We start from the raw sequence: 13104 nt of genomic DNA on the forward strand, positions 1-13104 counted from the left end.
TTGTTATATATTTTCACATCCCTGGGAGCGGTTTTAGGAATTTGTATATTTTTTACTTTAGCATTATTTATGGAGCGCTGAAGTTTTAAAAGACTTTCGATTAAAGTTGTCTCAGTATTAGCCTTGCTAACTTCCTTGTCGGTCGTACTGACAAACTTTTTTAGTTACAGTTTTCCTTTTTTTGGAGGAGTTATTATCTTAGCATTAGGTGACTGACTTATTTTCATTTCTGGAATGACATTTGGACCTTTAGCGGGTGTAATTGTTGGTATTTGTACAGATTTGACCGGATCAATGATAAGTCTTTTCGGACAATTTCATATCGGTTTTATGATGATCAAAGTGATGCTAGGATTTTCTGGTTCACTAGTTTTTCTTTTTAGAAAAAACAACTTTATTTATTTAAAAGTTTTACTTATGTATTCACTAACATATACTTTGACTTCCTTAGTTTTCAATCCAATCTGACTTTATGCTATTGGTTGGGGCAATGCGGTGTTCGTGCATTTTTTGGCTCGATTAATTAAGTTACCTTTTGGAATTGCTGTTTATCCTACAATCGCGTACTTATCATTTTCAATAATCGTCAAAATTATTGGTAATTGAAGCGATGATAATCTTTGGTGTTTTCGTAGGGGAAATATAGTATTTTTTGATAAAATAAAGTTAATAGTTAAAAAAGGTTCAAACAAAGGAGAAAAATTTATGACTAAATTAAGAATTAAAAATCTTGTAGATCACTTTGATTTAGAGGTAATTGCAGGAAGCGAACATTTAGACAATGTGATTGAGGTCTATGGGTTAAACCGTGCAGGCCTAGAACTTGCGGGTTATGTTGAAAAAGATCAACAAAAAAGAAGGGTGGTTTTATTTTCAAACAAGGAAAATAACTACATCCACGGATTTACCAATACTGAGAGAGAAAAAAAATACTTAGCCATGTTAAAAGATGGAATCCCTGCGGTAATAATAACTGAGAAATTTAATGATGAGATTTTAAATCAAGTAACTAAAAAACTAGAAATCCCTTTATTAAGAGTTAGTGGTCAAACTACAAGTGAGTTTACGCAACAAATTTTAGGATTTTATGATGACTATTTTGCACCAAGCGAAGAATTCCACGGATCATTGGTAAACATTTATGGTAAAGGTGTTATGATTATGGGAAAATCTGGAATTGGTAAATCCGAGATCACAATTGAGTTGATTAAGAAAAACCACCTTTTTGTTGGTGATGATCGAATTGTTGCCATCCGCAAATCTAGTAAAATTTATGGTAAAAGTCATGAAATTTTAAATAATTTAGTTGAAGTAAGAGGAATTGGAATAGTTGATATCGCTCAAACCAATGGATACCAAGTTATATTAGACGAGACGGAAATTGAATTAGTGATTGAACTAATTAAGTTTGGTGAAAACGGGGTGGATGACACTGACCGTTTAGGTAATGAATATGACACTCAAAACATTCTAGGAGTTAAAATCCCTCACATTCGTATTCCGGTATCATCGGGTCGTAATATTGCCAACATTATCGAAACAGCGGTAGCTCAATTGAAAATAAAACAAAGTGGAAACTGAGTAAGTCCAACCAAAATTATCGCGAAAAGAATTGAAAAAACCACAAATAATGATTAATCTTTTGAGTAATTTACCACAACCAGGAGATCCAATTGAGGATTGAATAGAACAAGGACGAAACGATCCCTTCCTATTTGGGTGAATGCCCATTTATCCGATTTTTATCTTTCTAGGGGTTGTCGGGGTCTTGGTGGCTTCAGTAATAAAATTTCGTATGCGAAAAATACCGCTTTATGATTTGGGAATAGCTATTTTCATAGTAATTCCAGCAGGTATTCTGGGAGCTAGCGTTCTGGGTAAATTTAATATTCTGTACAATAACTGAAAAATATGAGAATTGTTTTATTTCTGGCAACCAGGAATGGCTATCTTTGGTGGACTAATTTTTGGGGGAGCTGCAGGCTTTGCTTGATTTCATAAAAGAGCTCAATATTATCAAATTTCAACTTGAGTTTATGCTGATTGTATTTTACCAAACGTTTTGATAGGACAAGCCATTGGTCGATGAGGTAACTTATTCAACCATGAAATTTTGGGAAGACCAACTAGTCTTGAGAGTTTGCAAAAATGACTACCCGATTGAATTGTTAATAAATTATGATACGTACAAAATCCTAATGTCGGCGCTTTAGAAACTGATCCCTGATTTATAGAGTATCGCGAACCGTTATTTTTATATGAATCTATTGCTAACATAGTTCTTTTTATTTTGATTACTTTCTTAATTGCAAACCTGGGGAGAATGTTTTCAAAAAAACCCTGAAAAATTTACCCAAGCGAGTTTCCAAATATTGTTAACAAGCAATATCGCTGAGTTGAAAAAGAGAAACTAAAAGTTTGAGAAACACAAAGACCAATTGTTTATAAAAAAAGAATTATCGAAGATCGTGAAGTATTAAAACTAAGCCTTTGAGAAAGCTGAAACAAAGCTTATTACCTTAAAACACTGGACAACAAGCAAATAACATATTTTGGAGAATTAGAAATTAATTATGAAGGTAACTTGCAGCGTGATATTAAAAAGTTAGAAAAAGTTAAACAGCAACAGTTCAACGATATTAGTAAAACAAAAGAAAAATTCGCCAAATTAATCAAAAAAGAAAATCAAAAAAGTAAAATAAAAAACTACAAAAAGGATTTGAACAACGAGATTAAAGCAATTAAGGACTCTTTTAAATCAGAAATTCAAGAATTAAGAAAAGCAACAAACTGGTGAAGGGTCACCTGAAATCAAGATTCAAAAGAACTTTATAAAGCTAACAATCCCGAAAATTACTTTGTAATTCATAGCGGAGTTGTTAGTGCATCGTATTTAATTGGTTATCTAACTGTTAGATGGGTGTTGGAAACCCGTAGAACGGATGCTGAACTTGTTTTAAAACACTTATTCGTTTTAGATATGGTTTTATTCGCGTTATTTACGATTTTCGCACTGGGACTACTAATTTTTTCCCAATTTATTGCACCATATAAATGAAGAAAAGTTAATTGACTTTATGAAAAGTCTTATTAGTGCTTGAAAATGTGCTAAAATTTTAAGTATGGAGGTTCTTTAGATGGTAGATTGAGTATTTAATGAAAGAGAATGAGACATCTGAACTGATGGTTGAATCCAAGAAGTTTATGGAGGCTGATTTAGAGTTTATGCCTTTACTATGACTCTTGGGGTTATTGCTGCAATCGGATTTTCAGCATATAAATTCTGAAGAAAAGATTTACAATTAACCCAACTAGCGATCGGGGCAGTACCAATTGTGATTTGCTCACTCTTTGGAGCCAGTTTTTTTGGAAAACTTAATGCTGGTCATAAAACTGATTTTTCAGATGTTAGTGAGGTTTTGGGGCTATTTGCCTTTTGAAGTCCAGGGATGGCAATTCACGGTGGTGTTTTTGTTGGTTCCTTTGTTGGAATAATCATATTCTATATAATGGGTCGAAGAACAAAGGTTTCGGTTTGAACCTACATGGACGCTATAATTCCAAATATTTTAATTGGACAAGGAATCGGTAGATGAGGTAACTTCTTTAATCATGAAATTACTGGACCACCAATTGGATTGGCTTCAGAAAATAAATTGTGATGGTTACCAAGTTTTATTACTAGAAATACACAAGCAACTTATATTGGTTTTGATAATAACCTAAATATTAATGGAATTAATATCGTACGAGGGGAAGTTTATCAACTAAATCCGATTTTCATTTATGAAGCATTCTGACTGATTTTCTTCTGAGCGATAATAACATTTGTATTGCCTCACTTCTTAAAATGAATTCAAAAAAGACCCGAAAATTTAGGTATGTCAAAAATGAATATTGAATTGAAAAATGAGTATTTTAACACTTTTGCTAATTCAATTGGTGAATTTGAATATACAAATTTTGGTGGATGAAAGTACGATCGTTTATTCTACTTTAATATTTCAAACTATGGAATGAAAAACTATGATGCTGTAACATCAGACTTAAATAGGTCGCGAAGTAATAAGGAAATTGGTTATTTATCTTATCGATGAAAAATGGGAAGAGCCTTAGAACAAGCTAATAATCCCTATCAAATAAAAGTTGTTCGATCAGGGGTTGAAGCTGGAGCTTATTTCTTCACTTGAAATTTAGTTCGATTTATTTTAGAGCTTCAACGTCCTTCAAACCACTTGTTTATCCAAAATGATAAACCACTTTCTTTAACAATAATCGGAATTACAGGTTTAATTGGTTTAGCTATAATGGGAATTTGTCAATTCGTGGTTCCTTATTTATTTAGAAAACCTGGTTATTCATATGAAAAAAATTACTTTAAAGTGATTAATCTAGAAAATATCAACGATTCGAAAAATGATTTAGGTACAAAAGAAAATAACGTGCGCAAATCAAAAGAAATTAAAGCCCAAGAAAAATTGGAAAAATTAAAACAAAAAGCTAAGTAGGTGATCAAATGTCTTTCGCTCTCGACGTTAAAGAGGAAATTGTAAGCCATACGTTTACAGACGAACAGAAAAAGGCATTCCTATGTGGATTTATAAAATATAATGGCGAGATTTTGATTTCAGATAATCAGTCTCGACTAATTTTGTCAACTATCAGCAATAGAGTGGCCCGAACAATAATAAGTTTCATAAAAACCTTTTATAATGGGGAAATTTTAATATCAATCTTACAGTCTCAAAAACTCAAAAAAAACAAAGTATTTCAAGTAACTTTAGTAGAAGATATTTTTGAATTTTTATTTAATTTTAATATTTACAACACTAATAAAAGTGGTAAAATAATTGAGGTGGATTACAACCTGATTCAAAATACAAGCTTACTTAGAGCTTATATTTCTGGAGTATTCATCGCAATCGGAAGTGTTAATTCTCCACAGACCAGTAACTATCATTTAGAGTTACAATTCGGAGATGAACTGTCCACAGAAGTTTTCAAGAATTTACTAGAGCCATTAGGTTTTGATTTTAAATCAATTAAAAGAAAGACCAAGTATGTGAGTTACATAAAAAAATCAACAGCGGTTTCAGACTTTTTAAAACTTATTGATGCACCAAATTCGGTTATGAAATTTGAAAATAAAAGAATATCTCGGGATATGCAAAACAATATCAACCGCATGATAAATATTGATATTTCAAACCAAGCTAAAACATTGGATGCAGGTCAAAGACAGGTAACACAAATCCTTTATTTAAAGGAGAAAAACTACTTCGGGTTTTTATCTGATAAAGCTAGGTTTCTAGCCAACATCAGACTTGAAAGGCCTGAAGCCACATTTTCTGAGTTAGAGGAGATATTGAATAACAACAATATTTCAATTACAAAATCAGGGGTAAGTAATTTATTTAAAAATATAGAGAAAATATACAAGAATAGTCAAGAGGGAAAGAATGAAAAAAGATAATGTTATTTCAATTTTGAGTCAAAACATGAAAGAGATTAGAACAAAAGCAAACTTAACACAAGAGGAATTGAGTTTTAGATCTGGATTACACAGAAACTATATTTCTGACACTGAAAGAGGAACTCGTAACATTTCAATCAAAGCGGTTGAAAAAATAGCTCAAGGGCTTGAGGTTCCGGTTGAAGATCTGTTCATCAACAAAAACAAGTAATATGAATAAAAATAAAAAAATTATTTCTTAGGAAATAATTTTTTTATGCTGTTTTGTAAGTTGTGTATTTATCTAAAAAACTAGCCACTCTAACCTCTTTATATCCGCCCACCAGTATGTAGGTCTTAATACGACGTTTGTCTAAAGTTTGATAAATATCTAAGTGACTTCGATAATCCTCGTTAACCAAAAGGATTTTTTTGCTTTTATCCAAATGCTTAAAATATCTTATTTTGAAGGTTAGAAAATCGATGTTGATACTATTAACTAAGTGACTTGTTTCAAAGCTGGCTTGTGGCCTGATATCAATAATTTGTCACTTGTCTGATTTTAAAATTTTTGGCAGTTTTTTGGTGCTTTTTACTCGATATTTACTTTTAAACGAGTTTCCAGTAAATATTCTTCCAAAAAAATTCAAAATTGCTTCAATAAATTGCATAAATATACCTCAAAATAATTATACATAATTTAAAAATTTATAGTAAAATAATTAAAGGATTAGGTGATTATATGCAAGGTGCTGGAACACACGAATGACAGAATACATTAATAATGGTTTTCGAAATTTTTGCTATGATTGTAGCATTAATTATGATAGCTGTTGGTTTGATTCAAAATAAGAAATCTCAAACTGGACTTAGTGCTCTTAATGGGGGAAATGATGAATTATTTTCAAACTCAAAAGAACGTGGTCTAGATAAAACAATGTCTATATGAATGTTTTCTTTGGGTATATCTCTGTTTGTAATAACCATTATTATTTGTATACTAACAAACACTATTCTTAAATAATAGTGTTTTTTATTAGAAAAAGAGGATTTAAAAATGATTGAAGCCATAGTAAAAAGTTTGAATGAAAAAAGCCCACAAAAAATTTCAGACTTAGCGAATAAGATAAAAGTTACTGATTTTGAGCAATTTCAATTTGTTGTGAGTCAATTAGAAGAAGAACATAAGGTTGCCACTACAATTGATAATCAAATTTATATTATTGGTCAAGAAATCAAAGTCGGAACAATCAAAATAAATGACAAGGGATTTGGGTTTGTTAAAGACTTCAATGATATGGAAAACGATTATTTTGTTCCAGCGATTTACTTAGGGGGTTCAATTACAAACGATGAAGTTATTTTTAAATTAGAAAAAGAAAATGACGGCCGTTTTAAGGGTATAGTTTTAGCTATTTCAAAAAGAACCAAAAAATTCTTAATCGGAGAAATTAACAAATCTTGAGATGGTAAATACCTAGATTTTATTCCTGCAGAAAATGGCTTCAAGAATTATCGTATTGTAATGGTTAACAAAGCTAGTTTTAAAATTGAGGTTGACCAATTAATTAAAGTTAAAATTTTAGAAGTTAAAGAGAAAAAACTATTTACTAAAATTGTGGAAGTAATTGGTAACTCTAATAAAGCAGTCGATAGAATTATTTCAATCGCTTATGAATTTGATGTTCCAACTGACTTTAAAAAAGAAACTATCAGAAATGCAGAGTCGGTAGCTAGACCAATCGACTATAATGCAGACCAAGTTAAAAGACGTAAAAATTTAATCACTAATAAAAACTTAGTTACAATTGATGGAGAAGATTCAAAAGATCTTGACGATGCAATTTATGTTGAAAAAATGCCAAACAATAATTATAAACTATTGGTTGCCATTGCAGATGTAAGTTATTATGTTGAACCAAAATCAGCACTTGATTCAGAAGCCTTATACAGAGGTAATTCGGTTTACTTGGCAAACAAGGTTCTACCAATGCTTCCAAAAACTTTATCGAATGGGGTTTGTTCGCTAAACCCAAACGAAGATAAACTTTGCTTAGTTTGTGAAATGGAATTTGATAATAACGGAAAAATAATTAAAAAAGAAGTTTATGAATCAATCATGAATTCTAAGGCGCGACTTACTTATAAAGAAGTTAACCAATTTTATGAAACTCAAACAAGTGAACGCCCAAAAGAAATTAAGGATATGCTTTTAGTAGCAAGGGAGCTACATGAAATAATTGAAAAAGAACGTGATGTTAGGGGTTCGATTGACTTTGACGTTAAAGAAGCTAAAGTAATTTTAGATGATGATTCAAATGTAATAGATATCGTGGCTAGATCTGTGGGAGTTAGTGAAAAATTAATTGAAAACTTCATGGTTAGTGCTAACGAAAGCGTGGCGGAAATCATTTTTAAAAGAGAATTACCCTTTATTTACCGAGACCATGGTAAACCAAAAGATGAAAACCTAATTGAATGATACGGAATGCTAACTAATTTTGGAATTAACCCAAAATTAACTGATGCAGAAAAACTGAATCCAAGAAACATTCGCCATACTCTACAAGAAATTTCTAAACAAATTCCTGATCGCGATGAGAGAGAACTTATTAATATTACCTTACTTCGTTTTATGGAGAAGGCTGAGTATAATCTTGATAATATTGGGCATTTTGGTTTGGCTAGCGAATGCTATACCCACTTCACTTCACCAATCCGTCGATACTCAGATTTAATAGTACACAGATATTTAAAACAATACTTAATCGACAAAAATACAGATCCAAAGTTACTAAAAAGAAATGAAAACTTTGTCAACCGCGCTTGCACAATTATTAATGATACTGAAAAAAAAGGAGTCAACACCGAAAGGGAAGTTAACAAAGTTTGTATGGCAGAGTACATGACAAAATATATTGGACAAGAATTTGACGGGATAATTTCTGCAGTTTTAAAATTTGGAATTTTTGTACAACTACCCAACTGTGTTGAGGGATTAATTCACATTAGCGAATTGGGTTCTGATTTTCACTATGATGAAAAAATGCAAACTATGGTTAGCAAACAAAACCAAGTTTTTAAATTGGGACAAAAAGTTAAAATTTTAGTAAAAAATGCTGATGTTAAAAAAAGAATTATCGATTTTGCATTTGCTAAAAAATAAGGAGCGTTCTTATGGGAGAGCATTTAATAGTTAAAAATAAAAAAGCTTATTTTAATTATGAAATAATTGAGACTTTTGAGGCTGGGTTGGTTCTTAATGGCCCAGAAATTAAATCAATTAGATCTAAGGATGTTTCAATTAACGAGTCTTTTGTTTTGATTAGAAGAGGTCGAGCTGAAATTCTTAATATGAGTATTAAAAAATATGAATTCGCTACCAATATCAAATTGGAACCCGAAAGAAATCGTTTTTTACTGCTCCATAAAAAAGAGCAAGAAAAAATTTTAAAGAGAATTAAATTAGAAAACCTAACGTTAATCCCGCTAAGACTTTACTTGAAAGACAACCTAGCTAAAATTGAACTCGGTTTGGGAAAAGGTAAAAAAAATTACGATAAACGTGAAACAATAAAACAAAGAGATGTTGAAAGAAGAATAGCTAAAATAAATAAAAACTAGTTTTTAAGTTTTGCTTAAAGTCCGAGGTGCTATCAAAACTGCTAATAAAAGTATATAATGAAAATATGGGGATGTCCCGGTTTCGACAGGATATCTCTGGTGAAAAGTCGCAGTGGTCTGGTAGACCATAATACTTCTAGGTTTGAAAAAATGCAAACAAAAAACGCGAAAGCGATAACTTCGAAATGCCAGCATTCATGATCAATAACGCATCAGCTGGAGTTGCATTAGCAGCTTAATAATTCTTAAGAATTATAGCACTTCCGCTAACTGGTAATTTGTACTTTACTAGTTTTGTGTAAGCCTTGTACAATAGATTTAATGATCGACAGTAAATTAAATCGAAATTCCACTGTCAACGTTGTGACTAATTTTTGATAACTTCATTATTTATGACGTATTCAAAGTTATCTAAACTGTAGAAGCTTTTCATTGGACTATTTTGGACGCGGGTTCGATTCCCGCCATCTCCACCATTTTTAAAATTTAAAAAAGACAATTAATTTTGATTTATTGATTTTCTTTTTTAAATTTTAATCCCCCTAAAAAGAGAGGTGCCCAATGTCAGGAACAATATTAACGATAAATGCCATTTGTATGGGTTTCATAGGTCTTTTTAGTTTTGTCTACGCGCTAACTTTTGGTTTAACACGTCATTTATTTGAAAAAATAAAAATCTACTACTTGCTAATCTTGGGTCTTATATTTGGTGCGATTTCACTTTTAGTTGGAGTACTAATTAAATCCTTAGTTCCAGTTAGAGAAATTGAATATTTTTCTTTATTCTTACCAGCCCTAGTTTATGGACTAACAATTATTTTTGTTGGATTTATTTCAGCTATTGGGGTGGCGGTTGTTGAGACAATGGCCATTTTGGTTCTACCATCACTAATGCCCTCTTTATTCCAAGGTGTGGAGAATAACTACTTATTAGCAATCTTGGTTATCAGTTATCTAGTAATTACAATGATGGCTATTTTTAAGAAGTATTTTCAAAAGGTTAATAATTGATGGGTTTGATCGGTCTTTTCTCTATCAGTACTTTTGTCAGGACTTTTATTTATTTTTGTTGACAATTTTTCAGTTGAAAGAATAACTAGAATTTTAGTATTATCTTCTTGAATTCTAACTGGTTATTTATGTTTTGCGATTTTTAGTGTTATTGAAGCAGTTTATCGACACGCCTTGAAACTGCGTAACATTATCGCCTACGATCAAAATAGATATATTTTAGAATCTGGTGCCAACATGGCAGTGACTGAATACGTCACAAAAAACAGAATTAAATACGGTTTGTTTGTGAATTACTATATTGCAAATTTTGAAAAATTTGAAAAGAAATTAAACGGTCGTGTGAAAGAATACATTATTCAAAATATTGCGGGCCAAGCCTATAAGAGTTTTCAAGAGTATAATCAAGATACAATCTTCTTTAAATCTTCATACAAGTTATTTGGAGCTTTCATTCCTTTAGAAGAAATTGATTTTCCTCAAGTACAAAAAGCTTATGAAAATAATAACAATTCAGTTAGAGATAAAAATGATATACTTAATGCTATTCAAATTACTTTGAAAAAAATAAAAACCAAATTTAAAATTGATAATTACTTCATCTCGGTCAAACTTCTTAGTTCAGTTTCGATTTATGGAATTCATAGTAACGATGTGGATCAACTCCAAGCATTTAATAGGTATTCAGAAACAGAAAAAGTTAGAAGAAAAAATATAAACGAAATTGTGATGGTAAACCCCACAGATTTTTACTCGCAGTTAAATCAGAACAGAAAACTTTTAGCCCTAAATGAGATTGTTGATTTAAATCATATTGGAACTAGGTTTGAACCAATTTTTTCTTTGAGTAAGAATAAAATTGAAGGATTTTATTTGAACCCAACAGTTAATGGGTTAAAATTAAATGATTCGATTATGAAAAAATCTTTGAGCACAATCAGCGAATCCGGATTAGAATCATTATTTAGAAGATTTGCAAGTTTAGAGAGTTTAAAAAGTGCGAAATTATTTGGTAAACAAATTTCTGACAAAAAAATATTTTTTAACTACGATCAATGAGTTGTTTCTGGTGAGAATTTCTCTCTAAATGATTTATTTGATAAGTTAAAGAATCTAAACTTAGTGAAGCACAACCTATGTTTCTTATTTGATATTACCCAAGATATTTCTTCGATTGAAATTTTAAAGAAAAATATAAGCGGTCTCAAAAAAGCGGGCATTAAAATCGGTTTAACTAATTTTGGTTCAAAAGATACCGGTTATCACTTAATAGGTTCTTATCAACCAGATTATTTATTTTTAGATGAACAAATTATTAATAAACTTGGTAAAGTAAAAGAATATAATGAACTTGTTTTTAGATGCCAAGAAATAGCTAAAAAAATCGATGCTAAAATAATTTTTAAAGGAGTCGATAACTTTTTAACTTTTAAAAAATTGACAAAATATGAAAACGACCTTATTGCTGGAAAATTGATTGGTTCAAGCAACGCTCCAAAAGCGCAATTGGGAGAAGAGACAATCTTTTTACTAAATAAAAAAGATTAATACAAAATAGAATGGAATTAAAATAATGGAAATGACAGAAGTAAAACAAATTGAAAAGCAGATAAATGATTTATCAAAGCAAGGGGACTTTAAGGCTCTAAAACAACTTTGTGAGTCTTATCCTTTGGTGGATGTGGCCGAGGCGTTAAAAGATGTTGAAAACGAAATAGTTTTAAAAATTATTCGCTTGCTGTCAATTGAAGATGCATCGCATGTTTTTATTTATCTTTCAAGAAAAACTCAAGAATTTCTAGTAGAGAAATTGACTAACCTTGAATTAAAAGATATAATTTCAGATCTCTACATTGATGATGTGATTGACACAATTGATGAACTTTCAACAGACAGCGTTAAGAAGATTTTAAAAGTAGCTTCAAAAGACGTGAGATTGAAGGTAAACCAAATTTTAGAATATGATGAAATGACTGCGGGAGCAATTATGTCGGTTGAATATATAAAATTATCTCAAGAGGACACAGTTTCAAAGGCTATTAAAAAAATCCGTGAGCTTCACGAAATTAATGAAGAAAATGAGGATTTTTTCATTGTCGACGAACTTGATAATTTAGTTGGCCACTTGCAACTAAAGGATTTGGTTTTCAATAAGGAAAACGCATTGATCAAAGACATTATGGAAAAGCGTTTGATTTATGCACAAACTACCACCGACCAAGAAGATGTTGCAGATATTTTCAAAAAATATGACATTCAAACTTTGCCGGTTCTTGATTCAGAAAATAAGTTTGTAGGAATAATTACTGTGGATGATGTGATTGATGTAATTGAAGATGAAAACACGGAAGACATTCACAAAATGGGGGGAATGAAACCACTAGAAGATAGTTATTTTGAAACTGGGTTTTGAAAAATGATGTGATCACGAGCTGGTTGACTAACACTTTTGATGTTATCCGCAACCTTTATGCAGTTATCAATTATTGGCTTTATGGTTCTCTTCAAAGTTAATGAAAACGGAGTTTCTCTAACTAATAAAACCTTTGTATTAACAATGATAATTTTACCGCTTCTGTTAGTCGTTATAACAACAGCAAGTAATGCCGCTAACCAATCCTCAACAATGATTGTCAGGGCTCTTGCTTTAAGAGAAATAAAAAAAGGGGATTATTTAAAAGTTATTTGAAAGGAATTGCGAGTAGCTTCAATGGTTGGGGCCTTTGTGGTATTTTTCAACTTTATTAGAATGTTAATTATTTTTGCAGTTCAATTTAATGGTAATATAAATCAAGAACAAATATGAACAGCTATTTTATTAACTTCTCTGGTAATGTTCATTTCAATTGTAACCTCAAAACTAATTGGGGCCACACTGCCAATGGTTGCCAAATATATCAAAGTGGATGCAGCAATTTTTGCCTCACCAATTATAACAACTATTGTAGACACTCTTACAACAGTATTATTTATGGGCCTAGCTTTAGCTTTCTTCAACCCAATTATTGGAGTTTAGT

At 31.0% G+C, this 13104-nt stretch carries 11 protein-coding genes and 1 other RNA gene; 11 read left to right on the forward strand and 1 reads right to left on the reverse strand.

From position 1 onward, the window contains the following. Genes hprK through AACK87_RS00380 form a run of 5 tightly spaced genes read left to right on the forward strand, consistent with a single transcriptional unit; the run spans nt 1 to nt 5684 of the window. Complete coding sequence (gene hprK / locus AACK87_RS00360; RefSeq protein ID WP_338972437.1) at nt 1-1638, forward strand: HPr(Ser) kinase/phosphatase; 1638 nt, start codon at nt 1-3, stop codon at nt 1636-1638. Beyond that, entirely contained in the window at nt 1613-3094 is a 1482-nt protein-coding gene (locus AACK87_RS00365; RefSeq protein WP_338972440.1) for a prolipoprotein diacylglyceryl transferase family protein, read from the forward strand. Before hprK ends, AACK87_RS00365 begins: the two co-directional genes overlap by 26 nt. 43 nt (nt 3095-3137) lie before the next feature. Next, the gene (locus tag AACK87_RS00370; RefSeq protein WP_338972443.1) at nt 3138-4508 is read left to right on the forward strand and encodes a prolipoprotein diacylglyceryl transferase family protein; all 1371 of its coding nucleotides are present in this window, start codon (nt 3138-3140) and stop codon (nt 4506-4508) included. Between the two features lie 8 nt (nt 4509-4516). After that, nucleotides 4517-5473 (forward strand): DNA-binding protein WhiA, encoded by a 957-nt coding sequence (whiA, locus tag AACK87_RS00375; protein WP_338972446.1) that lies wholly within the window; start codon nt 4517-4519, stop codon nt 5471-5473. Continuing rightward, a complete protein-coding gene (locus AACK87_RS00380) occupies nt 5460-5684 on the forward strand; it encodes a helix-turn-helix transcriptional regulator (protein WP_338972449.1) in 225 nt (74 codons plus the stop codon). The genes whiA and AACK87_RS00380 overlap by 14 nt, the downstream gene beginning before the upstream one ends. 43 nt (nt 5685-5727) lie before the next feature. On the opposite strand, the gene AACK87_RS00385 is transcribed toward AACK87_RS00380, so the two are convergent. Continuing rightward, nucleotides 5728-6123 carry a rhodanese-like domain-containing protein gene (locus tag AACK87_RS00385; RefSeq protein WP_338972451.1) on the reverse strand — a complete coding sequence of 132 codons (396 nt, stop codon included), beginning with the start codon at nt 6121-6123 and terminating at the stop codon, nt 5728-5730. A gap of 113 nt (nt 6124-6236) precedes the next feature. On the opposite strand from AACK87_RS00385, the gene secG reads away from it, so the two are divergent. The 6 genes from secG (at nt 6237) to mgtE (ending at nt 13103) form a co-directional block, all read left to right on the forward strand. Then, complete coding sequence (gene secG / locus AACK87_RS00390; RefSeq protein WP_338972454.1) at nt 6237-6476, forward strand: preprotein translocase subunit SecG; 240 nt, start codon at nt 6237-6239, stop codon at nt 6474-6476. Nucleotides 6477-6509: 33 nt separating this feature from the next. Continuing rightward, nucleotides 6510-8618 (forward strand): ribonuclease R, encoded by a 2109-nt coding sequence (gene rnr / locus AACK87_RS00395; protein ID WP_338972457.1) that lies wholly within the window; start codon nt 6510-6512, stop codon nt 8616-8618. A gap of 11 nt (nt 8619-8629) precedes the next feature. Continuing rightward, nucleotides 8630-9076: an SsrA-binding protein SmpB gene (smpB, locus tag AACK87_RS00400; RefSeq protein ID WP_338972459.1), complete on the forward strand. Its 447-nt coding sequence runs from the start codon at nt 8630-8632 to the stop codon at nt 9074-9076. 67 nt (nt 9077-9143) lie between these two features. Then, nucleotides 9144-9552, forward strand: a transfer-messenger RNA (tmRNA) gene (gene ssrA / locus AACK87_RS00405). Between the two features lie 85 nt (nt 9553-9637). Next, nucleotides 9638-11635, forward strand: coding sequence for an EAL domain-containing protein (locus AACK87_RS00410; RefSeq protein WP_338972462.1), 1998 nt, complete (start codon nt 9638-9640; stop codon nt 11633-11635). Between the two features lie 25 nt (nt 11636-11660). Continuing rightward, nucleotides 11661-13103, forward strand: coding sequence for a magnesium transporter (gene mgtE / locus AACK87_RS00415; protein ID WP_338972465.1), 1443 nt, complete (start codon nt 11661-11663; stop codon nt 13101-13103). The last annotated feature ends 1 nt before the right edge of the window (nt 13104 follow it).

Origin of the sequence: Spiroplasma endosymbiont of Panorpa germanica, from assembly GCF_964019765.1 — a bacterium.
Classification (GTDB): domain Bacteria; phylum Bacillota_I; class Bacilli_A; order Mycoplasmatales; family Mycoplasmataceae; genus Spiroplasma_B.